General features: G+C 43.4%; 18 protein-coding genes and 1 pseudogene. 10 read left to right on the forward strand and 9 right to left on the reverse strand.

What is annotated here, in order from left to right; translation table 11 throughout:
• Window positions 1-166 precede the first annotated feature (166 nt).
• From OEV42_13210 to OEV42_13220, 3 genes are all read right to left on the reverse strand, one after another.
• On the reverse strand, window positions 167-1,372 hold the full coding sequence (locus tag OEV42_13210; protein ID MDH3975233.1) for an RtcB family protein: 1,206 nt from the start codon (window positions 1,370-1,372) through the stop codon (window positions 167-169).
• A gap of 12 nt (window positions 1,373-1,384) precedes the next feature.
• Window positions 1,385-2,410 carry an RNA 3'-terminal phosphate cyclase gene (gene rtcA / locus OEV42_13215; protein MDH3975234.1) on the reverse strand — a complete coding sequence of 342 codons (1,026 nt, stop codon included), beginning with the start codon at window positions 2,408-2,410 and terminating at the stop codon, window positions 1,385-1,387.
• Between the two features lie 91 nt (window positions 2,411-2,501).
• Window positions 2,502-3,608 carry a slipin family protein gene (locus OEV42_13220; protein MDH3975235.1) on the reverse strand — a complete coding sequence of 369 codons (1,107 nt, stop codon included), beginning with the start codon at window positions 3,606-3,608 and terminating at the stop codon, window positions 2,502-2,504.
• A 1,026-nt stretch (window positions 3,609-4,634) separates the two neighbouring features.
• Here OEV42_13220 and rtcR point away from each other — a divergent pair.
• From rtcR to OEV42_13235, 3 genes are read left to right on the forward strand one after another with little or no spacing between them, the layout of a single operon-like run.
• Window positions 4,635-6,212, forward strand: a complete 1,578-nt coding sequence (rtcR, locus tag OEV42_13225) for an RNA repair transcriptional activator RtcR (GenBank protein ID MDH3975236.1) — start codon at window positions 4,635-4,637, stop codon at window positions 6,210-6,212.
• A 13-nt stretch (window positions 6,213-6,225) separates the two neighbouring features.
• Window positions 6,226-7,179: a nucleotidyltransferase domain-containing protein gene (locus OEV42_13230; GenBank protein ID MDH3975237.1), complete on the forward strand. Its 954-nt coding sequence runs from the start codon at window positions 6,226-6,228 to the stop codon at window positions 7,177-7,179.
• 6 nt (window positions 7,180-7,185) lie between these two features.
• Window positions 7,186-7,950 carry a nucleotidyltransferase domain-containing protein gene (locus tag OEV42_13235; GenBank protein ID MDH3975238.1) on the forward strand — a complete coding sequence of 255 codons (765 nt, stop codon included), beginning with the start codon at window positions 7,186-7,188 and terminating at the stop codon, window positions 7,948-7,950.
• Between the two features lie 265 nt (window positions 7,951-8,215).
• Here the strand turns inward: OEV42_13235 and OEV42_13240 are convergent, their stop codons facing one another.
• The gene (locus OEV42_13240) at window positions 8,216-8,680 is read right to left on the reverse strand and encodes a DUF4920 domain-containing protein (GenBank protein ID MDH3975239.1); all 465 of its coding nucleotides are present in this window, start codon (window positions 8,678-8,680) and stop codon (window positions 8,216-8,218) included.
• 256 nt (window positions 8,681-8,936) lie between these two features.
• Between OEV42_13240 and OEV42_13245 the strand changes: the two genes are divergently transcribed.
• The 6 genes from OEV42_13245 to OEV42_13270 all read left to right on the forward strand — a co-directional run bounded on the left by OEV42_13245 (window position 8,937) and on the right by OEV42_13270 (window position 17,627).
• Entirely contained in the window at window positions 8,937-9,539 is a 603-nt protein-coding gene (locus OEV42_13245) for a TetR/AcrR family transcriptional regulator (protein ID MDH3975240.1), read from the forward strand.
• On the forward strand, window positions 9,532-12,168 hold the full coding sequence (locus OEV42_13250; GenBank protein ID MDH3975241.1) for a PEP-utilizing enzyme: 2,637 nt from the start codon (window positions 9,532-9,534) through the stop codon (window positions 12,166-12,168). The genes OEV42_13245 and OEV42_13250 overlap by 8 nt, the downstream gene beginning before the upstream one ends.
• Window positions 12,162-12,500: a hypothetical protein gene (locus OEV42_13255; protein ID MDH3975242.1), complete on the forward strand. Its 339-nt coding sequence runs from the start codon at window positions 12,162-12,164 to the stop codon at window positions 12,498-12,500. The genes OEV42_13250 and OEV42_13255 overlap by 7 nt, the downstream gene beginning before the upstream one ends.
• A 45-nt stretch (window positions 12,501-12,545) precedes the next feature.
• Window positions 12,546-13,421: a hypothetical protein gene (locus OEV42_13260; protein ID MDH3975243.1), complete on the forward strand. Its 876-nt coding sequence runs from the start codon at window positions 12,546-12,548 to the stop codon at window positions 13,419-13,421.
• A gap of 373 nt (window positions 13,422-13,794) precedes the next feature.
• Window positions 13,795-16,959: an N-6 DNA methylase gene (locus OEV42_13265; GenBank protein MDH3975244.1), complete on the forward strand. Its 3,165-nt coding sequence runs from the start codon at window positions 13,795-13,797 to the stop codon at window positions 16,957-16,959.
• Window positions 16,959-17,627, forward strand: coding sequence for a hypothetical protein (locus OEV42_13270; protein MDH3975245.1), 669 nt, complete (start codon window positions 16,959-16,961; stop codon window positions 17,625-17,627). The genes OEV42_13265 and OEV42_13270 overlap by 1 nt, the downstream gene beginning before the upstream one ends.
• 201 nt (window positions 17,628-17,828) lie before the next feature.
• On the opposite strand, the pseudogene OEV42_13275 reads toward OEV42_13270, so the two are convergent.
• Window positions 17,829-18,311: pseudogene (locus OEV42_13275) on the reverse strand (aconitase family protein).
• A 141-nt stretch (window positions 18,312-18,452) separates the two neighbouring features.
• Between OEV42_13275 and OEV42_13280 the strand changes: the two are divergent.
• Window positions 18,453-19,163 carry a response regulator gene (locus OEV42_13280; GenBank protein MDH3975246.1) on the forward strand — a complete coding sequence of 237 codons (711 nt, stop codon included), beginning with the start codon at window positions 18,453-18,455 and terminating at the stop codon, window positions 19,161-19,163.
• A gap of 265 nt (window positions 19,164-19,428) precedes the next feature.
• On the opposite strand, the gene OEV42_13285 is transcribed toward OEV42_13280, so the two are convergent.
• From OEV42_13285 to OEV42_13300, 4 genes are all read right to left on the reverse strand, one after another.
• Window positions 19,429-20,346, reverse strand: a complete 918-nt coding sequence (locus tag OEV42_13285; GenBank protein ID MDH3975247.1) for an RDD family protein — start codon at window positions 20,344-20,346, stop codon at window positions 19,429-19,431.
• Between the two features lie 213 nt (window positions 20,347-20,559).
• A complete protein-coding gene (gene acnB / locus OEV42_13290) occupies window positions 20,560-23,121 on the reverse strand; it encodes a bifunctional aconitate hydratase 2/2-methylisocitrate dehydratase (protein ID MDH3975248.1) in 2,562 nt (853 codons plus the stop codon).
• Window positions 23,122-23,320: 199 nt separating this feature from the next.
• The gene (locus tag OEV42_13295) at window positions 23,321-23,944 is read right to left on the reverse strand and encodes a hypothetical protein (protein ID MDH3975249.1); all 624 of its coding nucleotides are present in this window, start codon (window positions 23,942-23,944) and stop codon (window positions 23,321-23,323) included.
• A 178-nt stretch (window positions 23,945-24,122) separates the two neighbouring features.
• Window positions 24,123-25,631 carry a phospholipase D family protein gene (locus tag OEV42_13300; GenBank protein MDH3975250.1) on the reverse strand — a complete coding sequence of 503 codons (1,509 nt, stop codon included), beginning with the start codon at window positions 25,629-25,631 and terminating at the stop codon, window positions 24,123-24,125.
• Window positions 25,632-26,167 lie beyond the last annotated feature (536 nt).

Raw genomic sequence — 26,167 nt, forward strand, 5'->3', positions numbered from 1 at the left:
ATCAACTTCATTCTCTCATCCATAGGTTTCGTATCTTTCCAGGGCATAGGCATTTCCTCCTCTCCCTTTATTATACTGTTACCTATGTCTATATGTTATTCTGTTACCCATCTTACTAGGTTGTACCACCCCCAACCCCCTCCTTGAATAAGGAGGGGGCTTTTTTCTAGCCCTTCACAACACCAAGAGGCCTTAACTTAACTAAAGGTTTAATAAGGTCAAGCTCTGACTCGATAACTGTATCGATATCCTTGTACGCCTGAGGTGCCTCACCCAGATCATGGCTCCCCTTCTCCTTGCCGTGTCTCACCTTGTTCCAGCGGTCAAAGACAATTCCTTCCATGGCCTCGTTGCATTCCTCGACGGAAAGACGGCGTGAGGCCTCATTCCTTCCCATGGCACGACCCGCACCATGAGAGCAGGAAGTGAAGGAGTCACTGCTCCCCAGGCCTTCTACTATGTAAGAGGGGCTTCCCATTGATCCGGGAATAATACCAGCTTCGTTTGTACGTGCCGATGTAGCCCCTTTACGGTGAACCCAGACATTTTTGCCAAAATGATTTTCGATACCTGCATAGTTATGGTGAATGTTTATGGGACATTCAAATTCAGTGTCAGGAAAGCTTTCACTTAAGGCCTCCTTGAAAGACTCCATAATTCTTCGCCTGTTTTCTTTTGCATAATCGAGTGCAAAATTCATGTCTGTAATGTAGGCCTTACCTTCCTTCGAGGAAAGGGGAAGAAAAGCGAGGTCCTTATTGGGGATCTTTGATTTCAACTTGTCATTGAGGCTCATTGCCACCTGGTTGTAGTACCGTGCGATCTGGTATCCCAGGTTTCGAGAACCCGAATGAATCATGAGCCACACATACCCGTCATCTCCCTCCTGTAGTTCAATGAAGTGGTTTCCCCCTCCAAGCGTTCCAAGGTTTCTGTTTGCCAGCTTCCAGATATGCTCTGAATACCATTTACGGTCTTGTGGGTTTTCAATTTTTTCATCAAAGCCATTCCAGTCCTGCTTTTTCTTGTGGGCCTTTCCCTCACCACAGGGGACAAGTTCCTTTACTCTGGTGACTATCTGCCGGATCAACTCCCTCGATGTTTCAGTCACGGGGAGATCTGTTTTAACAGCTCCCATACCGCAGCCAATATCAACGCCAACGGCATTGGGTATGACAGCGTCTTCACAGGCGATAACGCCACCGATAGGCATACCGTATCCCTGGTGGCAGTCGGGCATTAAGGCCACATGTTTAAATATAGCAGGATGTTTAGCCAGATCTTCAGCCTGTTTTAAGGCGCCATCTTCAATTTCACCACACCATGATTTAATAGGAACCCTGTAATTATCTTCATTTTTTACCCATTTCATAATATTACCTCTTTATTCGTTGTTAAATAGCTTGATTTCCCAAAGTCCCTCTTCCACTTCATCCATGGTAATATCGACTTTTAGAAATTTGCCAATTACCTCTGCATTTGTCCTGGTATGCTCCGTTGGTGAAAGAGTGGTGAACCTTCCTCCTCCTGCTATAGCCATTGGTATCAGTAGCTGGTCTGCCAGATATTTCCCTGCCACTGCCTTAGATTCAATGTATTGCCTGGCACGGTTTGCCGCTTTTTTTGCTACCTTTTCAGCCTTTACGCCCCTTTCACCAAAGCCTGTAAAAACTTCTCTCATATTTTCAGACTCAACCTCAATGGTTATTACATTGCCCGGACCAGGTGAATCTTTGACGGTCTTTGCCTGAATGCAGGTTTTATCGAGATTAAAATAATCCATGACAATTTTTAGTTCTCTGTGAGCAATTTTTTCAGGTATCTGTGATGTAAGAGCCCTGGCTTTTATTCCAATAAGTTTGCCACGTGAAAGCAGTTCAATCTTTTCAAGTCTGTCAGCAGGATTTACAAGTACCTTAAACCTTCCTCCTCCGGCAGGATAAAAACCATGCTTTTCAAGGGATATGGAAACCTGAACACCCATTCTCTCCAAAAGTGGCAGAAAGGCCTTTTCGAGAAAATCAAAGGGTGGGGCCATAGGATTATGAGTCCCACCTTCAAGCACGATCTCTGACGGCCCTTTAGCCACCATAAGTGCAGGAAGTATTGACTGCAAGACAAGTGTACAACTCCCGGCAGAACCGATGGCAAAGTGGTATTTACCATTTTTGATTTGTTCAGGTTTAAAGGTAAGGCTCGTAGAACGGATTTCATTGCCCTCTGCCCGCGCATTTCCTATCTCAACGGCGGCATTAACTGCCGTCAGGTGCTGCCGCATAAGTCCCGGCTTTCTCCTTTTTGCCCTGATGTTTTCTATGCAGAATGGTTTGCCCGTTACGAGGGATAGGGCCAGCGCTGTTCTAAGTACCTGCCCGCCTCCTTCACCGTATGAACCATCAATATTAATCATTTTTATTTCTCCTTTTTCCTTAGCTGCCGGGTCGCCCCCTGACAAATTCAGGGGCGACCCACCGACAGCAGGCCGACTGAATTGTACTTCATTAGAGCAGGTTTACCACTCTGTCGGCCAGACCTTTTTCTCCTAAAACTACACTCAATTTAGAATTACCGGCAATCTTTTCAAGGAAGTCCAGTTCCTTAAGCCTCATAAGTGTGGGGTTGCTCTCAAGTATACGTGCTGTGTTTGCCTGACTTCTCATGGCTGCCGTTTCTTCCCGGCGCATAATCAGGTTTGCATGGGCTGCTTTTTGAGCCTCGATGACCTTGTTCATGAGTTCCTTCATTTCACCTGGCAGGATAATATCCCTGATGCCAAGACTGACAATCTCTATTCCAAATTCCATGCTACGTTGACGGATTGTCTTCTCCAGCTCCTGAGATACATTCTCCCTGTCAGTGAGAAGGGTATCAAGATCATAACTCCCGATGACGGCCCTGATAGCAAGTTGTGCCTCCCTGTAAATAGCCTGACGACTATCATCACTGGCAATGACTGACTTAAGGGGGTCTGCAATGCGGTAATTTACGACAGCATTCATCCTGAGCGATACCTTGTCACGGCTCATAATTTCCTGACCCGCTACATCAAGTACGGTTTCCCGTATATCTACATGGTAAACCTTGACCTTTCCTATTCCTTTCCAGAAAAGGTGTTGACCCGGCCCTAATGTGTCGACAAACTCTCCATCCCTGAAGTATAGCCCTTTAAATCCCTCATCAACGAATACCATATGGAACCTTTCCGTTGCATCAGGTGAGTCTGCTATGCTTTTGCGGCTTTTATGGATAAAGCGGATCTCGCTGGCATCAATTATTTCAATTTTTACTTTCCTGAAGGTTGTCCAAAGAGCATATAGCCCTGGAGCAAGAACCTTTTCAAAGCGTCCATCTATCCAGACAAGGGCACGCTCTGAATCTTTAAGGTCTATTGTGGTCACTTCTTCATCTAACAAGCCTGACTTTACCATAATGTCGAGCTTTTCATGGGTAAGCCATGGATCCCTCATGGAGACGACATCTACCTTTATCTTGTTAAGAGGATCAACAAAACGGTGCTTACCCTTATCAAGCAAACCCATAAATTCCTGTTCTTTAAAATAGAGTCCTTTCTCATAGGAATGAACTTTCTTTGTTTTTATGATTAGCATTTTTAAAATCCCTCCTTCAATTTCTTAATTATCTATCACCGGGAAATAACCCTCCGGAAGCGTTCCCTCTTTCAGCCACACCTTCAGGTGCGGAGCCAAGCTTGAGTTTTCTTCTGCTTAAGGCTGCCTTTAGCGTCCACCTTTATTTGCAGTAACTTCTTTCACTGTCATCACTCAAAAGGCTTCAGTCTGTAGGTCTGCCTAAAGCAGGCAGAAAGCGGTATCTGCTTGCTGCATGGCACCTTTAAATGCTGCCCTGTCAGGTTTTGAAATCCTCACCCTTTGGGGAGTGACTTTACTAATGCCTTAACAGGGCCGGTCAAAAAAGGGGCGCTTCCTTCAGGTCGATATTGGCGATCATTACGATCAAAGGGGTTTTTAGCCCCTGCTTGGCGCAGGACTCGAACCTGCAACACTCACAGTATGGTGTCGTATCAACCGCAAATTATCATTCTCAGAGTCATTCATAAAGTCCAAGGCAAGGCGCAGTCATGCAAAAATAGTTATTCATATTTTAAATGGCTGCAACGCCGCATTGGGCTTTATGGGTGTCTCCCTTCGGGCGATATGATAAGTGGCCATCTACTGCGTCGTACTCACTTGAATTAGTAACAACTAGTCCTGCGCTCGTACGTCTTGCATATGACCACTTCTCATATCGCTGAGATTGATAATTTGCGGTTGACACGACACTCATGTGATGCTCTACCCATTGAGCTAACCAGTTCCCAATACCGGCCTTTGTCAGATCCCATGTCCGGTACACACAATGTTAATCTTTCAAACAGTGTGTGCCGCTGGCCCGGCGGTATGAGCTTTTTAAAGAACCTGATAGCGGGCATTTCCGCCATCTCTTGCCTTCTATAATGGCAACTCATGTGCCAACTTTATAAAAAAAGCCAAAATACTTCTTAACTATCTGTAATAACGAATATAATTTATTTTTACAGACAATTCTGTCTTGACAACTGTTCTCGAATAATGCATATTTCTTATATGTATTTATAAGAAAGTATAAAATTAGATATGAAAAAAACAGTGGCAATTGGTTTGCTAGGAACCATGATGGATCAGGGCAAAGATGAGAAGCGCTGGCAGCGGTGGCGTCCGACGGTATCCCTTTGTCAGCATGAGGAATTGCTTATAGACCGCCTGGAGCTACTCTACGAAAAACGCTACTCTTCAATTGTGAAACAGGTTGCTCAAGATATTAAAGCTGTGTCGCCGGAAACAGAAGTAGTCCCTCAAAATGTACATTTTAGAAATCCCTGGGATTTTGAGGAGGTCTATGGTGTCCTTCACGACTTTGCCAGAGGCTACACTTTTGATGTAGAGAACGAGGATTATCTTATCCATATTACGACGGGAACACATGTGGCCCAGATATGCCTCTTTCTCCTGACCGAGTCTCACTACTTTCCTGCAAGGCTGATTCAGACCAGTCCGGCGGGAAGGCAAAAGGTTGAAGGTTCTTATGCCATTATCGATCTCGATCTCTCAAAATACGACCAACTCGCCATGCGCTTCAGGCAGGAAATCAAGGACGATATCTCCTTCCTCAAGTCCGGCATAGAAACAAGAAATGAGGCTTTTAACAGTCTTATTGAAAGGATAGAGCGCGTTGCCATGCACTCCATCGACCCAATTCTCCTCATGGGGCCCACAGGGGCAGGTAAGTCAAAGCTGGCCCGCAGGATCTACGATCTCAAGCAGAGTCGGCGACAGTTGGCGGGAAATTTTGTCGAAGTCAATTGTGCCACGCTCCGGGGGGACGGTGCCATGTCGGCTCTTTTCGGCCACAAAAAGGGAGCTTTTACAGGGGCCATTGAGGGGAGGGAAGGGCTTTTAAGGGCTGCCGACAAGGGAGTTCTCTTTCTAGATGAGGCAGGAGAACTAGGGCTTGATGAACAGTCCATGCTTTTAAGAGCCATTGAAGAAAAATCATTTCTCCCTGTCGGAGCGGACAGGGAAGTCAATAGCGACTTTCAACTGATCTGCGGAACGAACCGGGATCTTCAAAAAGACGTTGCCCATGGACGTTTCAGGGAAGATCTTTTTTCCCGTATCAATTTGTGGACCTTTAACCTTCCTGGACTAAAAGAACGCCCTGAAGATGTAGAGCCCAACCTCGATTATGAACTGGACCGTTTTGCCGAGAGAAATAATCTGCATGTTACCTTTAATAAAGAAGCCAGAAAAGGCTTTCTTGATTTTTCTACATCCCCCGAAGCTTCATGGTCGGCCAACTTTCGAGATCTAAACAGTGCCGTCACCCGAATGGCAACACTCTCAAAAGGAGGACGGATAAGGGAAGAGGAAGTTCTTGAAGAAATGGGACGGCTGAGGAAATTGTGGAGCAAACCGGAAAAGGGAGAAGATGTTTTAATTGAACGACTTGGAGAAGAAAAGGTTGACCGTCTTGACCGTTTTGACCGGGCGCAACTGGCCGATGTGCTGAGCGTATGCAAGCAATCCAAAAGCCTATCCGAGGCGGGGCGTATTCTTTTTAACGTATCAAGAAAAAGCAAGAAAACCAGCAATGATGCCGACAGGTTGCGAAAATATCTTACGCGATTTGATATTAACTGGACTGATTTGCAATGAAGAGGATGTATCATTGAAAATTATTGAAAACAAACTGATAGTTAAAATGAAGTTCGGTTCTCATCTTTATGGAACAGCAACCTCTCATTCGGATGTGGATTACAAAGGTATTTTTCTGCCGACCAGGGAAGAAGTTCTTCTCGGTAAAATAGCGAAATGTCATAGCTACACCTCGGGAGAGGAGGGTGCAAAAAATACGAAGGATGATATTGATATTGAACTCTATTCTCTTCATTTTTTTATTAAGCTCGCCTGTGATGGTCAGACCGTTGCCATGGATATGCTTCATGCCCCTCAAGATATGTTGATTGAATCGTCGCCCATCTGGGTTGATATTGTTAATAATCGAGAGAAATTCTATACTAAAAACCTTAAATCCTTCATTAATTATGCCCGCCGTCAGGCAAGCAAGTATGGTATTAAAGGTTCCAGGTTGAGTGCTGTGAGAACCATTCTTGATCTGCTTGAAAAAGAAGATTCTTCAAAAAAGATGAGGGAAATCTGGCATATGCTCCCCGAGCTTGAACACTGTTATCATGTTGCACCTAATCCCGATGGTATGAGGCAGTATCAGGTATGCGGAAAATATTTTCAGGAATCTGCTGCCATCGATTACGTCATCCCCATTTTGCAAAAGTTCAGTAACGATTATGGAGGAAGGGCGAGACAGGCGTCGGAAAATAAAAATGTCGACTGGAAGGCTGTTTCTCATGCCTTAAGGTCAGCATATCAGACCAGGGAAATACTGACCTACAAGAGGATTACTTTTCCATTAAAGGAGGCTGAACTTTTAAAAAAGGTCAAAGAAGGTAAGATGGATTATATGTCGGAAGTTGCGCCCCTTTTAGAGGATTTAATGGATGAAGTTGAAAGTCTGGTCGCCGAAAGCTCACTTCCTGAAAAAGTTGATCAGAAGTTCTGGGATGATATTATTTGCAATACCCTGGAGAAAGAGTTGTTTGGATAGATCGATATGAAAGAAATTATTATTAAAGAACTGGAAAAAATTGAAAAAGAGTTTCATGTCAGGATCATCTATGCCTGTGAGTCAGGCAGCCGTGCATGGGGATTCCCATCAATGGACAGTGATTATGATGTACGTTTTATCTACGTTCACCCAAGAGACTGGTATCTTTCCATCGGTGAGAGACGGGATGTTATCGAGCGTCCTATCGATAGTGAGCTGGATATTGGTGGTTGGGATATTCGAAAGGCCCTCAAGCTCCTGAAAAAATCAAATTCCCCTCTTCTGGAATGGATTTCTTCGCCTATAGTTTACCGTCAGATTGGGTCCGTTATGGCTCCCTTCAGGGATCTATCGGAAAAGGCTTTTTTGCCTGAATCTTCATTTCACCACTACCTCGCCATGGCGAAAAAGAAGGTGTCTGAGATGCAGGAGGAAGAGAAGGTTCGTGCTAAAACGGCTTTCTACGCATTGAGGCCACTTTTATGCTGCACATGGATAGTTGAATTTGGAACCCAGCCTCCAATGAAAATCGATGAACTTCTATCAGTCTTTATTCCCCATGGTGATTTGCGTGATTACCTCGATGAATTAATAGATGAAAAAAGCAGGAACACTGAATCCTTTCTTATAGAGCCCTGTACTGAATTGGATGACTACCTTGAACTACAGTTGAGTGAGCTTCAGTTGAATGTGCCTAAAAATCCCGAAAAACTTAAAACTGAAGTTTTTGATGAAGTTTTCAGGGACGTTTTGAGAACGGTTGAAGAATGAAACCCAACATAGATAACAATAAAAATATATTGAAAAAGATATGAATGTAGTTGCTTGGCATTGTCATCTTTGCAATAGAGAAACTTACAAAGATCCACCAAGGTTTTGCCATGTTTTGTAATTTGCCAGTGTACTCTTATTGTTATTCAAAACAATTGATTAAAGGCTTATTGAATATGAAAGTATGCCCCAATTGTTCACCAAAAAAATCTAATGATAATAAATCATTATCCGACAGCTAAGGACTCTCTTTCTTCCTTCAGTGCTATGGCTGAACTTCTACCGCAGTGGCAACAAATCGATATTCTTTAATGGGTTCTTTGATCTTTTCGATCTCTTCCCTGGATTTGCCTGCATCCTGAGCAAAGTGTCTGGCTTGGGAAACTTCCATAATTTCCACATGGAGCCTTCCCTGGGCCCGGACCTTTTTACCCTTAAGATCGTCAGGCACAAAAAAACCGTAGTCTTTAAAAGTCACCCTCACAGCACCTTGCTCGGATTGCAAAACCATCCAGCATCCCTTAACCTGGCACAGCTTGCTTACCTTGCCTTCAAGTAGTACCTCCCGGTTCTTTATTTCATCGAAATGCTCGATGGCATAGGCCAGTGAAACGCTTTTGTTAAGGGTAATTGACGATCCATAGGTAGCAGGCGCCCCGGACTTTTCCCCATTGGACACTCCCGTTACCAACAGACATAACATGATAAAAAACAAGCTAAAGGTCTTCATAATCACCTCAATAATTATTTTTTCAGGACTCTTTCATGTGTCAGGGCACGACCTGGAAGAGGATTACTTTTTGAGGCAATTTAGCATAAATAAAGAGTCCATGTAAATTTTTTTTGGCACCCCTACTCATCTGTGTAATCTTTCCTTAAAGCAATATCCCCTCCATACTCTTTTGCAAGGCCGCTGATAATTTTTACTTGACCTAATACTGACTAAAGTATAATAATGACTGTAGTCAATTATTTGAGGTGATATTATGGCAAGCCAGGCAGAGCGACGTGCCAAGACACGTAACAAAATTATCAAGGCAGCAAAGAAGCTTTTTGACAAACAGGGTTTTGAATCTACCTCTGTGGACCAGATTGTCAACACTGCCAACGTTGCCAAGGGAACTTTCTACCAGTATTACGACACAAAAATTGAAATTCTGGCCGATGTTATCCGTGATGAAGGATCGCAGCAGACCCGTGAGGCTTTGGAAAAAGCCGCTAAGGGTTCACCGGTCATTCCCATTTTGGAAGCTTATATCCAGACGCTGTGTGAGTGGTTTGAAGGGCATAGCAAGATTGCCGAGGCCTTGATTTTTTCCAGCCTCAAAACGATTGGAGATAAAGAACTTTGTGATTCACACCGTTACGGTCGCAGCTTTTTGATGGAACTCATGAAGCTGGCGCAAAAGCAAGGGGCTGTGCGTGATGACGTACCGGCGGGAGAACTGGCAAAAGTACTGGGAGGATCGCTTGCCTTTTCTGTGCTGGCATGGTGCAAGAATCCGCAGCCCCGTGCGCTTGTAGAATCGATGAATCACAGCCTGGAGATATTTCTTCATGGCGCGAAAAAGGGGGACTTTAATGACTAAGTGGATGATGGATTGGAAGCAGGCTGCTGAGGGTACACGTGAGCAGTGCGGTGGTAAAGGCTGGAACCTGGCACAACTGCACAATTATGGTTTTCACCTTCCAAAGGGGGGGGTCATAATTACCGATCTCTACGAAGAAATTATCAATACCGGTAAGATCAAAAATTTTATTGCGTTAATCAAAGACAGGCCTGACAATGAATTCACATCACCCAAACATGCGCTGCTCATAGAACTGAAAGATGAATTCCTGAAAGTAAAACTCCCCGAGAATTTCAGGGTCGAGCTTGAGGACTTTCTGGCACGCTGCGGTTTAACATCGGAGGCGATAGCTGTCAGATCCAGTGGTACCCTGGAAGATGGAAGTGAAAACTCCTTTGCCGGTATTCATGACAGTTTTCTTAATGTTATCGGTCTGGAAAATGTGGAGTCGGCAATTCTTAAATGCTACGCCTCGCTCTGGTCGGCCCGTGCTATCAGCTATCGGCGAAAAATGAACATCAGTGACGACGCTATTTCTGCTGCCCTGGTCATTATGGGAATGGTAAATGCCGAATCGGCCGGTGTTGCCTTTACCTGCGATCCAGCCACAGGGAGGCGCGATGTGATGGTAATTAATGCTAACTTCGGGTTGGGTGAATCTGTCGTTTCCGGTGTTGCAGAACCCGATCAATACCGGCTCAACCGCTACCATAAGAAGCTTATTGACCGATATATTGGCAATAAGGAAAAGACCTCCCTTATGAAGGAAGGGGGGGGCACGGCGCTTGTCCCTGGAAAGAACAGTCCGGTCCCCTCTTTAACCAATTCCCAGGTCGAACAACTTGCCCGTCTGTGTGACCGGGTATTTCACCTGCTCGGCAAAGGTGAAGCGCATCAGGATATAGAGTGGGCCTTCGACGGTGATCAGTTTGTGGTATTGCAATCACGTCCCGTAACGGGGATGACTGAAATCATACCGGCTGAATTGAAGAATCAGCCCCTATGCTGGAGCAACGGTAATTTCCGTGATGCCGTACCCATGGTACTGCCCCGGCTATCGAGTGAATTTTGCGATTATCACATCAATGACATTATGCGAAAAAACTTTGATTGCTTAAACTATCCTATCGATCGTGCCGCACGTTTTTCCTGCCAGTTTGAGGGCCGACTTTATTGCAACTCATCGCTTGTGCAATGGTTGTGGTATGACACTTTAGGAGTTGAGCCGGAAAAAACCAATATCAGTTTGGGTGGCCATCAGTATGTCATTCATATTGATAAAAAATGCAAAAGGAACATAAGAAAGAGGCTTTCAAGAATATGGCGAATGATCCTCTTTGTCAAGGCAATGGCCAGCTATAAGAAGAATGCAAAAAAAATCATTGATAGAGAAATAGCATATACAGAGAAATTCAGGGAAAAAGATCTGTCGGCCTTGTCCGATAAAGAACTCATGGAGGCCCTTTCAGGCATTGATTCACGACTTGACGACTATAACAGTTCATTTGTCATGCTCTCCTCCGCCTCGGGCGCCCTCTTTATGCTCGTTCAAACACTGGAAAAGTATTTTCACGACAAGGCCTATTCTCTGGCCAATGCATTGATGGCAGGCATATCAGACATTACCAGTGCAAACCATGGATATGAGTTGCAGGTCCTGGCATCGGTTGCATCAGAGGACGAAGAGGCTAAGCTTTTTTTTGGATCGAACCCTTTTGAGCCGCATCTATGGCAAGAAGCGCTAAGGGAAAGCTCCCCTTTCAGGCAAGCCTTTAAAAACTATCTCCGGGAATATGGTCATCGCGCCATTTATGAAATGGATGTGACGCAACCCCGCTGGCGTGAAACACCTGATTACCTCTTAAAATGCATCAGCAACTACCTGAGCGCAGGATCTCTGTCGAAAATGGAGGACAAAGGAAAGCAGGCATCAGATGAGGCATGGCGGGAAATAAAAGAGAAAGTGCCCCGCTACATGCACCGATATATCAAAAACAGTCTCAAACAGGCAGCCAAGGGGGCCGCATTAAGGGAAATGGGAAAATCAACCTATGCAAGGCACATGGAGATATTGAGATACCTCCTTCTGGAGATGGCTAATCGATTGAAAAAAAGAAATCTCATAGAAAGTGAAAATGATATTTTTCACTGTGCCAGGGCTGAAATCATTGCTGTCTTAAAGGGGGAGTGGCATGGGAGGAACTTAAAGGAGATAGTGCTGGAACGCAAAGAAATCAAGTCAAAACAGGAAGAGCTACCGGCTCCGGACATACTGATCGATGATAAGCCAAAACAGGTGTCCCATGACTTAGAAACTGCCGAAAAGGGGCTGAAAGGCATCGGCGTCGCGGCAGGTATCGCAAAAGGCACGGCCCGCCTTATTGCATCACCCGATGAAGGGCATCGACTAACCCCAGACGATATTCTTGTAGCACCCTCAACGGACCCTTCATGGACGCCGCTTTTTCTCAACGTCTCTGCCATCGTCATGGAGACCGGCGGTTATCTCTCACATGGCGCTATTGTTGCCAGAGAGTATGGCATCCCGGCTGTCGTAAACGTTCCCGGAGCCATGCGCTTGATTAAGGAAGGGGAAAAAGTGGAGATAAACGGCGGCCTGGGTCTTGTCAGAAAGATAAAATGTTAAAGTTTCTTAAATACATATCTCCAGTACTGTTTATTTTTCCAGTTATAGTATTTATTTCCGATGCCCATGCCATTGAGCGCCGCCGTAACCAGTTTCTTGATGAGCAGGGTTATTATGTCTTTATTACGCCTTACAGCCTGCCCGGTATAGGAGGTGGTGCGGGTCTGGTGGGCGCCGTGTCCAATGTGGCCAACAGTTATACCGACCTCTATACCTATATCCTTGATGGTGATCTGGAGGGAGGTGGTTTTGCGATTTCTGACGTTCATATCCTTTCTAAAAGACTCGTCTTTGATCTGACGGGTTCAAAGTTCAGAAAGATCATAATTTAAAGGTTTAACACACGCGGTATTGGTGGTGATGAAGATGACTATACCTTGCTCGAACTGGATGAAAACGATTTCCTCGGTGCCAGGCTGACAAGTATTTTTTTCGATCGTATGCTGGAATTCTATGTAATGGGCTATGACGGTAAATGGCATACATCCAAACTGCGTGATTCCCATGGGAATGTAACGCAAGACCTTAAAGACAGTGATACTCTGGATTACGGTGTAGGTGTTGTTGGCATGCGTATCGATTACACCGATGATTACCAGAATCCCCGTGTAGGGCTTCGTTTTGATTTTAATGCCAGAGAGATGACTAAACGGGAAAAGTATCTTCCCGATCAGTATGTAATGCAATACAGTTTGACAGGTTACATCCCTTTCAGGAGGTGGGATACGCTGGTGCTTAATTATTTTCAGGGTGATTCCGTGGTACGGTCCATAGGAGAAACAGATAGGGCAGAGGTAGAACGGATATATGGTTATAACTGCAGTACCGGCACACCTGCCGAGCAACAGGACTGCAATGATGTAATCGATACCATTATCGACGGTAATCGCTATGGTACGGCCGGAGGGTTGGGTGGTACGAGCCGTCTGCGCGCCTATCCCATGGACCGCTACCAGGGCGCTCATATCCGCTTTATCGGCGTGGAGTATCGTTGGAATATTACGGAGGAATCGACCCCCTTTAATATCTGGATTGCAAAAGATATACGTACATCCTTCCAGATGGCTTTTTTTTACGAAATGGGCATGGTAGCTGATAGCAGGAGCAACCTTTACGACAAGTATCGCTCCAATACCGGGTTAGGCTTCAGGATGGTAACGGAAGGCGGTTTTGTTATTCGCGGTGATGTTGCTACAGGCCGCGAAGGGCCAGGTGTCAGTATTATTATCGGTTATCCCTGGGAGTCATTTTAAGTTGAAAAATTCATCTGCTCCTATTGACTCATTAGAAAATGTTGCCAAAGGTATAGCCCTGTAAAGTGGGTACGAACTTTGTGCCCACGCGGTAGAAAAAAGGGGGTGAAAAAATGGGAACAGGTTGGCTTATTCTAACAAAACTAACCCTTGCCATGTTTATCCAGAAAAGCATTTACAAAGGTAGTCGCTTAAGGTATAAAAAATAATCAAACTTTTTGTGGAAAAAGAAATGGGGAAAGAGAAAAAAACAGAAAGCCCGGATCGGTAACGGTTTCGGGACTTTTTATGGATAAGACTGGTTGAAACAGTCGCTTTCCCTATTAATTTAACTGAGTAAAACCAATATATATTAAGAAATGAAGATTGCGATATGAAACAAGACATGCTTCAAGCAGTAATTGAGCAGCTCGATTTTAGCAATGGACAGCTCTTTAGCACTGTAGAAGTCTCTCGTGGATCGCTTAGCCGGAAGGATTGGCTGGACAAAGGAGATTGGCTTCTTTCTGCCCAAAAAGCTGGAGTGGAGTATATCTTTTTTGTTGAGAACAACCCCGTTGCAGTTTTTGCACGGAGCAAAAAGTCAGATGAAGAGAAAATTGCAGTTTTCAATAAAATTTGGTGTTTGGCACGACCTCGCCTTCTATTTCTGGAATCAGAAGGTGAGCTTTCTGTTATAGACCTGGCACAAGCCCCGATACGGCAAGAATGGAACGTCGATAAACAAAAACTTACCGCATTAGAGATATTGACATCCGTTGAGAAGGTTGCACGTAAATTACAAAAATATCACCGTGACAATATTGAAACAGGCAAGGTCTTTGAGCATGGACGATTTGGTGATTTAAAACATCGGGCCGATCAGGCGTTGATTGCTGACTTGAGGACCGTCAGGGGTGAATTGATGCAGGCAGGCCTTCACGGTCCCAAAATGCAATATGCCCATGCTCTAATCGGACGATCCATATTTATTCGTTATCTGGAAGACCGGGGCATTTTAACTGAAGAGTATTTTTCTAAAGTTGCTGGATCAAATCCGACATGGCAGACACTATTACAAAATCCTTATTCACGTGACCAAATGGATTTCTCCGGCGTTAAAGCAAAATATCCACGTGTACTTCAGGATAAGGATTTTACTTATGCATTATTCCGCATGCTCTCGATAGATTTTAATGGAGATATGTTTCCTGACATTGATGAGGAAGAAAAAAATATTGAGGGCAGGCACCTGCAACTCATACAAGAACTTTTATATGGTGATGTTGGCTCTCAGAAAAAGCTGTTTTTTTACTCCTATAAGTTCGATATCATCCCGCTCGATCTGATCAGTGCGATCTATGAGGAATTTTACCATGCATCAGCAAGTGCGAACGAAAAAAAGAGCAAGGCACGGCAAGACGGAGCTTACTACACCCCGCCGGCACTGGCCGAATTCGTTCTGTCAAGAATACTGACTGATGAAGTGTTACAGAAAAATCCGAGAATACTAGATCCGGCATGTGGCTCCGGGATATTTCTGGTTGAAGCATTCCGTCGAGTTGTTCGTTATCGGCTATATCAAAAGAAATCTTCTCTACATTTCAGCGAATTGAAGGAAATACTCGGAAGGCAGATTGCAGGCATTGAGGTCAATGAAGAAGCAGCCCGAATCACCGCATTCAGCTTATACCTTGCCATGCTGCACTATCTGGATCCACCATCCATTTTTGAACACATCCTGAATGGAGATAAACTGCCAAACCTGATTATGTCAGCGAATGAGTTAGACAATCATTACAACAGCATCCATGTGGCTAATGCGTTTGCTCTCGACAATAAAAACGTAGGAGAAATTGATGTTGTGGTGGGCAATCCTCCATGGGGTGCGCCCAATAATCCAAGTAAGGGTGCCAAAGATCGTCAGCGCATCATGCTGGACTGGTGCAAAAAAAGAAAATACCCCATTGGAGACAACGAACCATCCCAGGCTTTTCTTTGGCGATCGCTGGATTTCCTGAATAAAGAAGGCCGGTGCGCCTTGTTGACCTCTGCTGGGGTTCTTTTCAACCATAGTTCAACCACACAGACGTTCCGCCGAGAATGGATGAGCAGAGTTTGCATTACGGAAGTATTCAACTTCTCTCATGTGCGGAAATTCTTCTTCAAGGGAGCAGATTCTCCTTTTGTGATGATTCATTTCAAGAATGGTGAACAAGGTAAAACTCCGGTTGAATACTGGTCCCTAAAACAGGTGGCTTCACTTAAGGAAACACAAGCAATCCTGCTGTCGAAATATGATCGAGCTTATTTGACGGGACAAGACCTGACCGACAATAAAACATGGAAAGCTAATTGGTTCGGTAGACATGCGGATACAGTGTTTTTTCATCAGTTTCATAATTTTAAAACATTATTAGATCACATAGATAGGAGATTCTCAGGCCAAGGGATATCACCCAATCCTCCCCAAAAAGCTACAGACGATTTGCCAAGAAATTTATTGGTACAATCTTCATTTAGTCGTTTCAATGATTCTCTACAGTTTAAAAATTTACCCCTGCGTGTATACAGACTAGGAAAAATAGAAACATATACTGGCCCACGTTTATTAATTAAAAGAGGTATATCCGAAAAGGGGGAGACAAAAGGTACTGTTGTTGCCAGATATGAATCTAAGAATTTTTGTTTTACAAACGCAATTAATGGAATCAAATTAATCAATAATGAAGAAACACAATATTTACTTTTTCTTGGTATCTTGTGGTCATCATTCAGTAGATATTTTTATTTCAATATCTCAGCAAATTGGGGGTTGTGGCATCATGAAATTCACCTTGATGATGAATTGCTTCAACTCCCCATTCCTAGTCGTCTACGGGGAAAGGAAGCAAACCACGTTGTCTCCATCGTCAAAAAACTCCGAAACTACCAGCCTCAGGTACAGGACGTATTATATCCTGATGGTGTTCCGCAAAATGAAATCGAATTACAGCGGCGTAAATGGGAAGCGGAACTTGATGAGGCTGTCTTTGATTTGTACGGTTTTACCAAAGAACAGCAGGATTTGATCCGTGATTGCTGTGAAGTGACTCTGCCATTCTTTTATCAGCCTTATAACAGTGTTGGCGCTATGCCAGGAGTAAAAGGCAGTGATACTTCCTGGATAAAACACTATGCTGAACGGTTTGCCCGACGCTGGCAACCTTATCTGAATCAAGACGAAATTCTGCGGGCTGACCTTCACATTGGCGCGTCCGGTAATATGGTCGCCATAGAATTTTACCCGGCAGACTTGGGCGATGAGTGGAATCTATCACCCAAAACAGATTCTTGGGGGCATGTTCTGGAAGAAATCAGCAAGTCATTACCACGTCCCATGGGGACATCTCAAATCCTGCTTGATGGGATCGTCCATATCGTGACAGATAACAGCATCATAGTTATAAAACGCAACGAGAAACGATTCTGGACACGAAGTCTGGCCTACGAGGATGCTGAGTCCACATTGGCCAAGCGTATGCTGGAAACAATGCCTGAAAAGAGTGGTGTTGAATAGTGGCCAGAAAAACACGAAAAATTGGTGGGTTTGCTCAGCTATGGCAGCGACATGAAAATCTCTATCATTCTATATGCTGCAATGCTCTTGCACAGCTTATTATTACCGATGATCAGCGTAAGGATGAGGATGCCATATCCGAAGCGCTTTGCCCAATCTTACTACAGGTGTGCTTCAGTCATCCTGATAAACCAAAGCCCCCTGAATGGGAACTTCCGATTGCGCCCGTAAGTAGTGTTGACCTTAAAGGAGGTAAAGTCCGAAAGCGTCCGGATTTTACCTGCACACTTGTAAACACATTTGCCGATTCCTGCGAGATGTATGCAATAGCTCTTCACATCGAATGTAAGCGGCTGGGCAAAAAAATTGGCTCATGGGACCTTAATAAAAACTACATCGAAAATGGTGTGAATCGCTTTGACTCCAGAACACATGAATACGGCAAATATGCACCATGCGGGATAATGATAGGATACATCGTAAATTCAGAAAAGAATGATGTTCTTAATGATGTCAATAGTCGTTTGCCGTCAACAATATCGGCACTTAAGTTTTCTTTCGCTACAAAAGTTGAACATTGCGATTCTTTATTCAACCGTAACTGCGTTGCTCCAAAGCAATTCAAACTGATTCATATCTGGGTAGATTTAACTGGTAACGCTCAATAAATGAAATAAGTGTGGGGAAAAGGGGACAAAGGTTCTCTTCAAAGCATTAACGGCGCACCTCTTTAAGAAGTACGCCGTTTTTTATGTAGTGAAAATCTATATTCATGAAGCCAGGAAAGGTATTAAGCTTTAAAACACAAAAAAAGGGTGGGCATAATGCCTACCCTCTTGTTATTAGAAAGGTCTTTTTTTCTCTCTATCTTATGAGTGAACCAAATACTCCAGTTCAGAACCACTGATCTGGTGGAAGTTGAGATATTTGTAGATTCTGTCCGTTGCATCAGCGGTAATCTTCTTGGGAACGATCTCCATATATTCACTTGCTGATGGAAGACGGCCAAGCATGGCAGTAACAGCGGCAAGCTCGGCGCTACCGAGGTAAACCTGTGTACCTGTTCCAAGCCTGTTGTTGAAGTTTCTTGTTGATGTTGAGAATACGATTGTGTTGTCGCCAACTCTTGCCTGGTTACCCATGCAAAGTGAACAACCCGGGATCTCTGTTCTTGCACCTGCAGCGCCATAGATAGAGTAGTAACCCTCCTGCTGTAGCGTTTTCTCATCCATTTTTGTTGGAGGACAAATCCACAGTTTTGTTGGAACCTGACCTTCACCTTGCAGTACTTCACCAAGCGCTCTGAAGAGACCGATATTTGTCATACAGCTTCCGACAAATACTTCATCGATCTTTTAGTTGACAGCTTTCTTTATCACTCTTATTATACGATTAGAATGAATGATGAATACGGTGCTTTAAGTAAAGCTTATTTTAAAGCATAAACATTCATTTCCCATCTTTCACTTTAATCTGAATAAAAGGAGTGCCCTGTGGATAAAATTCTTCTCGTTGATGATTCCGAATTTTTTATTGTTTTAATCAAGTCACTTCTCGATGCCAGAGGCTGTAATGTTCTGACGGCTACTGACCCGAAAGAAGCACTTCAAATTCTCAAACAAGAAAAACCCAAGCTCATACTTCTTGATCAGTACATGCCTGACATGACAGGGGATGAATTTTGCAGGAAAGTAAAAGAGAATGAGGACACGAAAGATATTGCCGTAATTATGCTGACTGTTTCCGATAAAGAGGAAGACAGAGAAAAATGTTTTGCCGCAGGTTGTGATGAATTCATTACCAAGCCAATATGCAAGGAAGAGTTCCTTGCTGTCATATCAAAGTACATACAAATCTATGAGCGAAAACAGGAGAGATATCCCATCTATGAAAGCATGAAATATCACCTTAATGGTGTTGAATATTCAGGTCATGTTCACTCTGTCAGTCAAAGAGGCTGTTTTATCATGGGAGAGGAAATGCTTAGCGAGGATACTCTCATTACATTAAAGTTTCCCATCTCCAAAGTGCACGACGAGGTCAATGTGATAGGAAAAGTGGTCTGGAATTTCGATTCAAAAAAAGAGAAATTTCCGCACATCCCGGAATCAGGTCATGGTATGGGCATCCAATTCATTGAAATCAGTGAAGAGGATGAAGAGGCCATTGCTAAATATATAGCCCTCGGTGATTTTGTAGTATAAATGAGCAAGCGTAATCCGGATACAATCCCGGAAAAAATATAAAACCCGGAATCCGCTCAGCTTAGCGCCATCCACTCTACAATAAAAAACCGTATTGATGGGTTTCGTTTCACTGCACCCATCCTTGATTTAAGCATTTTTAAGAAGGGAAAAACTTAGGCCCGCTTAAGAATCACCGCTCCACCCTGTCCACCACTGATACAGAGGGAAGTTTTGTAGCGTGGGCATTGCCCATTTTACCGAGCTAAGTTAGATGAAAATGGTCCTAATGAATTAGAATAAATAGTTCGTTTAAATTTTCTTCGATAATTGAGCCATCTTCATTAATCCAATCAATCGAATTCATCGACTCTTTCTGAAATTGTATCTCATAACTGGTTTTTTCCCACTCTTGATCTTCAAGAAAAGTGTGCAGTGAGGAGGATTGGAAATTAATGATAATTAATCCATTTTCGTTAGATTTATATTCAGCTTTTGCCAATTTCAATTTTGCCAAGACTTCTTCTCTTTTATCCGTTTTTTCAATAGAAAGGTAATACTCTTTAGGTACACTAACACTGATAAGAGGTATCGCAATTAAAGAATAGATTGATGCAAAGATAATAGATCTTACTGGCCTTGGGCTTGATTCCTCTTCTTTACTCCCTATTTGATTGTTTGTGATAACAACCGTTCCTGCTATAAAGTCATGCAATGCTCTTTTCTTTTTGTTTAACAGTAATACCATTAATTCACTGGCATACCATAAATTCTGAATGTAAAAGAGGATATAACTGAAAAGTGTTGTGTTGGAATGTAGGAATACTGACCTGTCATCAAATGACAGGGTAAAGTAACTTTGTAAATCGGTGAGTGAAAAAAGAGTTGTCAATAATGATATAAGAAGGATTATGCTGAAAAAAATATCAACGGAATTTCTTAGGATTGCTTCTTTAAAGGATATTTTACTTCCATCCAATTTCGTTATGCGAATTCTTGCTATTAATTTTCCGGGAGATATTCCATATTTTGCATTAAGAACAACTATAAAAATAGAAAATGAAAGATAAGTTACAGTTAATATTGAAACTTCTAGAGGAATTGATGGCTGCTCAAATGCCACTATGATTTTATAAAGAATTACAACAAATGAGACATCAATTAAAACTGCAAGGAGTCTTCTCCAAAATCCCGCATAAATCATGTTTAAAACCCCTTTTTAGAAATAGACTAACAGCATAAAGAATGAGAATAGACTAAATCACAATTAAGAAAAGATTGCAATATTTAGGGTGGAAAAGTTTTTTACTTTTTAAAGGGAAGAAGAGATTTAGAGCAAGAGGTAGTGAAATAAAAAAAGGGTGGGCATTTAATGCCCACCCTCTGTTTAATAGAAAGGTCTGTTTTTCTCTCTTTCTTAGTGAACCAGGAATTCCAGTTCAGAACCACTGATTTGGTGGAAGTTGAGATATTTGTAGATTCTATCCGTTGCATCGGCAGTAATTTTCTTGGGAACTATCTCCATGTACTCACTTGCTGATGGGAGACGACCCAGCATGGCAGTAACAGCAGCAAGCTCGGCACTACCGAGGTAAACCTGAGCACCTGTTCCAAGTCTGTTGTTGAAGTTTCTTGTCGATGTTGAGAATACGATTGTGTTGTCACCAACTCTTGCCTGGTTACCCATGCAAAGTGAACAACCCGGGATTTCTGTTCTTGCACCTGCAGCACCATAGATGGAGTAGTAACCCTCTTGCTGAAGTGTTTTCTCATCCATTTTTGTTGGAGGACAAATCCACAGCTTTGTTGGAACCTGACCTTCACCTTGCAGTACTTCACCAAGCGCTCTGAAGAGACCGATATTTGTCATACAGCTTCCAACAAATACTTCGTCGATCTTTTCATTTGGTCTCTTGTCATCAGCTAAAATTTCAGTCAGTGTAGCAACATCATCAGGATCATTAGGGCAACAGAGAATAGGCTCTGTGATCTCGTTAAGATCGATCTCTATGACAGCTGCATATTCTGCATCAGAATCAGCTTCAAGAAGTTCAGGATTTGCGATCCACTCTTTCATCTTATCAGCTCTTCTCTGAAGCGTGTTGGTATCTTCATAGCCTTCAGCAACCATCTGCTCGATAAGTTTGATGTTTGATTCAAGAAATTCGGTGACAGGCTCTTTATTGAGCTTAACGGTACAGGCGGCAGCACTTCTTTCAGCCGATGCATCAGAAAGTTCAAAAGCCTGCTCACATTTAAGATCTTCAAGACCTTCGATTTCCATAACACGTCCGGCGAAGATGTTTTTCTTACCCTTTTTTTCTACCGTAAGATGGCCATCCTGGATAGCCTTATAAGGAATGGCGTTTACAAGGTCTCTAAGGGTGATACCGGGCTGCATTTCTCCTTTGAACCTGACCAGTACCGATTCAGGCATATTGAGAGGCATGCTGCCTGTAACACCGGCAAATGCTACAAGGCCGGAACCTGCGGGAAATGAGATGCCGATTGGGAATCTTGTATGGCTGTCACCACCGGTACCGACTGTATCAGGAAGACAGAACCTGTTGAGCCATGAGTGGATAACACCGTCACCGGGTCTGAGGATAACACCGCTTCTTGAAGTGATAAACTCAGGAAGTGTATGCTGAAGTTTGATATCAGCCGGCTTTGGATAGGCTGCCGTGTGACAGAAGGACTGTAAAACAAAATCGGAACCAAAACCGAGAGCGGCAAGTTCCTTGATTTCGTCTCTTGTCATTGGTCCCGTTGTATCCTGGGAGCCTACCGTTGCAGCGACAGGCTCAACATACATACCCGGTCTTACACCTGCCATACCGCAAGCTTTACCAACCATTTTCTGTGCCAGAGTATAGCCTTTGCCCGTATCGGCAGGTTGCTCAGGCTGAGCGAACATATCAGATGCGCCCAGGCCCAGCGCTTCTCTTGCTTTGGCAGTGAGGCCTTTTCCGATGATAAGAGGAATTCTTCCTCCCGCTCTCATCTCGTCAGCCAATGTATTTGGATTGAGTTTAAATGTGTTTACGGTGGAGCCATCTTTTTCTATGACACCTTCGTAAGGCTTTACAGTGATCACATCACCCGTTTCGAGGTTGGCAACATCAGTCTCGATGGGGAGGCAGCCTGAATCTTCGGCTGTATTAAAGAAGATAGGAGCGATGGTGTTACCGATAACAATGCCGCCTGTTCTTTTGTTAGGAACACCGGGGATATCTCTACCCATGTGCCACTGAACAGAGTTGATACCGGATTTTCTACTTGAACCGGTACCTACAACGTCACCAACATAGGCCAGAGGATGACCTTTAGCTTTCAGCTCTTTCATTGTATCGAGAGGGTTTTCCATCCTTGCAACAAGCATGGAGTTGGCATGTAGCGGGATGTCACTTCTGGTGAAGGCTTCGCTTGCCGGTGAAAGGTCATCTGTGTTTGTCTCACCGGGAATCTTGTAGACCGTTACGGTGATCTCTTTTTCCAGTTCAGGCCTGTTTGTAAACCACTCAGCATTGGCCCAGGACTCGATAACCTCTTTAGCCTTTGCATTGGATGAAGAAAGTTCTACAACGTCATTGAAGGCATCGTAGACCAAAAGGGTGTTTTTAAGTTTATCAGCAGCAAGGTCAGCTACTTCATCAACGGTCAGTGCATCGATAAGAGGTTTAACATTGTATCCACCAAGCATCTGGCCCAGTGCATTTACCGCTTCTTCTTTTGATATTGCAGTTGATATATTTCCCTGTACTACGTCATTTAAAAATGCCGCTTTTACATAGGCCGAGTCATCAACGCCGGGAGCAACGCGTGTAAATAAGAGTTCTTTTAATTTTTCAGTTTCGCTGTCATTTGCTTTTATCAGTTCGATGACTTCTGCTGTCTGCTCAGGGGTGAGTGGAAGAGGTGGTACATTGAGTGCTGCTCTTTCTTGTACATGTTGATCATAGTTTTTTAAAAAATCCATTTTTTTCTCTCCATAAATTAATTAATGAATTGTGAGTCGGCTTCATTTTTTAAAGTTAGAGTTTTTACCATAAAATAGAGATGATTTCAATTGTTTTCGGTGGTTTTAAGCCTTATTTTGGTCAGTTTATAAAGGAAAGGCGATAAATGGGGTATGGTTGAAAAAACTACTTGAAGTCATTGTGACCCCACCCTCTCCCTCAGGGAGAGGGGATATGATCAGTAATTAATTTCTTTACTATCTCCTCAACTTCCTCTCTTGTCCACTCCCTTACTTCAAAAGGTCCTGCAATTTTTACCAGATCGCCTACGGTTTGAAACTGCTTTGGGAATTCCTTTTTAAAGGGGACTGTCAGAAGCAGTAAAAAGAAGAAGAGAAAAACCGAATAAAAGGCGGCCAATTCGAAGTGTTTGTCAGTACCAAGATAGACAGCGGGGAAGACGACAAAAGGCATGGCCAGGTAAATTGCGACCTTGAGCCATGTGGGCCGGTCAATGGGTTTATAGACCTTTTTACGTGAAGATATGGAGGAGAAGAGAATGGCCCAGTTCTTCTTCCGGTTTTTCCTGCCGAAGATGCTTTCGAAGCGAGTGTCAAAACGGATTTGATCCCGTGAAAGGCCGAAGTTTTTCATGAGTGATTTTCTGACCGTATAGAAGCCGTGATCGGGATGGCTCATTTCATCTGTCCAGTTGTTGAGTTTGGAACGAATAAGCTCTGCCAACATGTCTGGTGAACTGTGCTCAGCCACTTCCTCTTGGGAAAGGGCAATTTGAAATTTATCTTCAAGGGCTGATATGAATTTGGGATTAGTCGGTAGCATGATTTTTTGATTGAGATTTTTTAAAGGGAAAGTATACAGGGAAATATTAAAAGGGGTAAAGGGGTTTTGTTTTGAATGTGTAATTATGTTTTTTTGACCACCCCTTTATACCCTCAGGGGGCATAAATCCATAAAATAGGAAGGGAGAACAGTTCCGGAGGCCAGGAGGGGTGTTTTATTAAAGTACCGGCTCCATAGGCAGCAGCTTCAAGAAGCCAACTTTCATCCTTTTAAAAATGGACGATCTGGAATCGGCATGTTTTACATGGGCCGCCCAGCTGTTTTGTCGCGACATATCCCTTTCGATGTTCTCTTCTACCTGCCTGGCAAGGGAAGGATTGTTTATTAACACACCCACTTCTGTATTTAGATTGACTGACCGTGGATCTAGGTTGAAGGTGCCTATATAAAGTGTTTCGCTATCGATGATAAGCGTCTTGGCATGGATTGCAAAGATGGGCGGTTCTTTTTCCATCTCCTTATAACGGTCGATAAGCTCCTTCATTACCTCGGGCTGAGGTTTGTATTCGTAAATCTCTATGCCGGCCTTTACAAGCTTTTTTCGCTTTTTGCTGTATCCGCTGAATGCGAGAATGTTGTCTGTGGAAAGCAGGGAATTGGTGTTGATGCGTACCCTAACGCCTTTCTTTATTAGCTCTTTAAATAACTCTATTCCCTCGTCGGGCATAACGAGATAGGGCGACTGGATGGTAATGCTCTTTTTTGCTTTTTTTAATTCCTCCACGATGGCCGTCGTCGTTTTGCCACCACCTTTCAGGCCTTCCTTCCCTTCGTTTTTGCCGGGCAGGTCGCTTATAAACCGCATGTCATCCCAGGTGAGGTTCCGGACCAGTTTGTCAAACCTTTGAGGTAAATTTTCAAGGGCCTGACGTACATTAGGTGCAAAGTTAGCGCTATCTTTTGCATAGTCATGGAGCTCCTTATATTTGGCCTGGATAGTTTTTTTCTTTAAACCCTTCTCCGGATCGCCTATCAACTTTTCTACCGGCACAGAAAGTTTGCTCTTCCAGAAGCGCTCAAAGCTGCTCTCCATATCTTCCGCCACAGGGCCGAAGAGGAGGATGTCCCGATCCCTGAAATTATATTCCTGGTCATAATCGTAATATTCATCGGCCATGTTACGGCCGCCGGTAATAGCAATAAGGTTGTCGACAATGACGGTCTTGTCATGCATGCGCTGGTTGGATGCCCGAAAATCGCTGAAGAGATTGAAGATGCGTTTGATCTTTGACGTGCCTACCTTATGTTTTGGATTGTAAATGCGGATATTGACATTAGGGTGCGCCGCCAAAGCCAGCAGGGTTTCGTCGTCGGCATCGACGAGAAGGTCATCGACGATAACTCGAATACTGACACCCCTCTCGGCAGCAGTCAACAGCGCTTCCGTCGCCAATATGCCGATATTATCACTGCTCCAGATAAAGTACTGTACATCAATGGATTTCTCTGCATTCCCAGCCAGCCATGCCCGCGCCATGAGTGATTCCTCCCCCTTTTCAAGAACATAAGCAGCACTTTTGCCTTCATAAGCTGCCAGAAGTTGTCTCAGGTTGTCCAGGTGTTTTCCTTCAGCCCATGCGGGGCAAGTGTTCATGAGAAATGAGAGAAGGAGGAGAGTGATAAGAGTGAAATTCTTTCCTGAAATTTTGGAATAACGGGTTTTCATTTCAGGTAGAGTTTACCTGTAATCAGGAAATATGTAAAGTTGAAGGAAGGCTGCAGATTAAAGGCTTAATTTATAAATTGGCTCAGATCAGTATTATGTTCATTTATATTGAAATATATTTCTTTTAACCTTACCCCTAAAGCAACAAAATACAGGGAATAAAAAAACTTTTCTTTCTATGCTTGACAAAGAATTAAAAATAGATTATCTTTTTTTAAAACGTAATCGAAGCTTAATCCACACTGGATCTATAAACATATCAAACAGCTCAAGGGGGAATTCCCCTTCTCACTATTTCGAAATCGTACCTTAAAAAGAAGCCATTCAGATATTAATCATTCAAAAAAATAGGACTCTTAACTGCTTGCATCTCAAATCCGGATCTTCTTGCATTGAATATATCTGAAAATTCAGCTTTATAATAAAATAAACATCAATTATTTTAGGTTTTGCCCTCGCTGGTTTTGTAGTGGCATCCTTTCATCAGTAATGGATCAAAAGTCCCTGTTTATCAATATTCTGAATCTAAATCACAA

The sequence above is a fragment of the Deltaproteobacteria bacterium genome, assembly GCA_029860075.1.
In the GTDB taxonomy this organism is placed as follows: Bacteria; Desulfobacterota; JADFVX01; order JADFVX01; family JADFVX01; genus JAOUBX01.

Bases quoted from the DNA above. Each gene is read 5' to 3' on its own strand.
- OEV42_13300 (MDH3975250.1), bottom strand. From the start codon at position 25,631: ATGAAAACCCGTTATTCCAAAATTTCAGGAAAGAATTTCACTCTTATC.
- rtcA (MDH3975234.1), bottom strand. From the start codon at position 2,410: ATGATTAATATTGATGGTTCATACGGTGAAGGAGGCGGGCAGGTACTT.
- OEV42_13265 (MDH3975244.1), top strand. From the start codon at position 13,795: ATGAAACAAGACATGCTTCAAGCAGTAATTGAGCAGCTCGATTTTAGC.
- acnB (MDH3975248.1), bottom strand. From the start codon at position 23,121: ATGGATTTTTTAAAAAACTATGATCAACATGTACAAGAAAGAGCAGCA.
- OEV42_13285 (MDH3975247.1), bottom strand. From the start codon at position 20,346: ATGATTTATGCGGGATTTTGGAGAAGACTCCTTGCAGTTTTAATTGAT.
- OEV42_13255 (MDH3975242.1), top strand. From the start codon at position 12,162: ATGTTAAAGTTTCTTAAATACATATCTCCAGTACTGTTTATTTTTCCA.
- OEV42_13210 (MDH3975233.1), bottom strand. From the start codon at position 1,372: ATGAAATGGGTAAAAAATGAAGATAATTACAGGGTTCCTATTAAATCA.
- OEV42_13295 (MDH3975249.1), bottom strand. From the start codon at position 23,944: ATGCTACCGACTAATCCCAAATTCATATCAGCCCTTGAAGATAAATTT.
- OEV42_13235 (MDH3975238.1), top strand. From the start codon at position 7,186: ATGAAAGAAATTATTATTAAAGAACTGGAAAAAATTGAAAAAGAGTTT.
- OEV42_13240 (MDH3975239.1), bottom strand. From the start codon at position 8,680: ATGAAGACCTTTAGCTTGTTTTTTATCATGTTATGTCTGTTGGTAACG.
- rtcR (MDH3975236.1), top strand. From the start codon at position 4,635: ATGAAAAAAACAGTGGCAATTGGTTTGCTAGGAACCATGATGGATCAG.
- OEV42_13220 (MDH3975235.1), bottom strand. From the start codon at position 3,608: ATGCTAATCATAAAAACAAAGAAAGTTCATTCCTATGAGAAAGGACTC.
- OEV42_13245 (MDH3975240.1), top strand. From the start codon at position 8,937: ATGGCAAGCCAGGCAGAGCGACGTGCCAAGACACGTAACAAAATTATC.
- OEV42_13250 (MDH3975241.1), top strand. From the start codon at position 9,532: ATGACTAAGTGGATGATGGATTGGAAGCAGGCTGCTGAGGGTACACGT.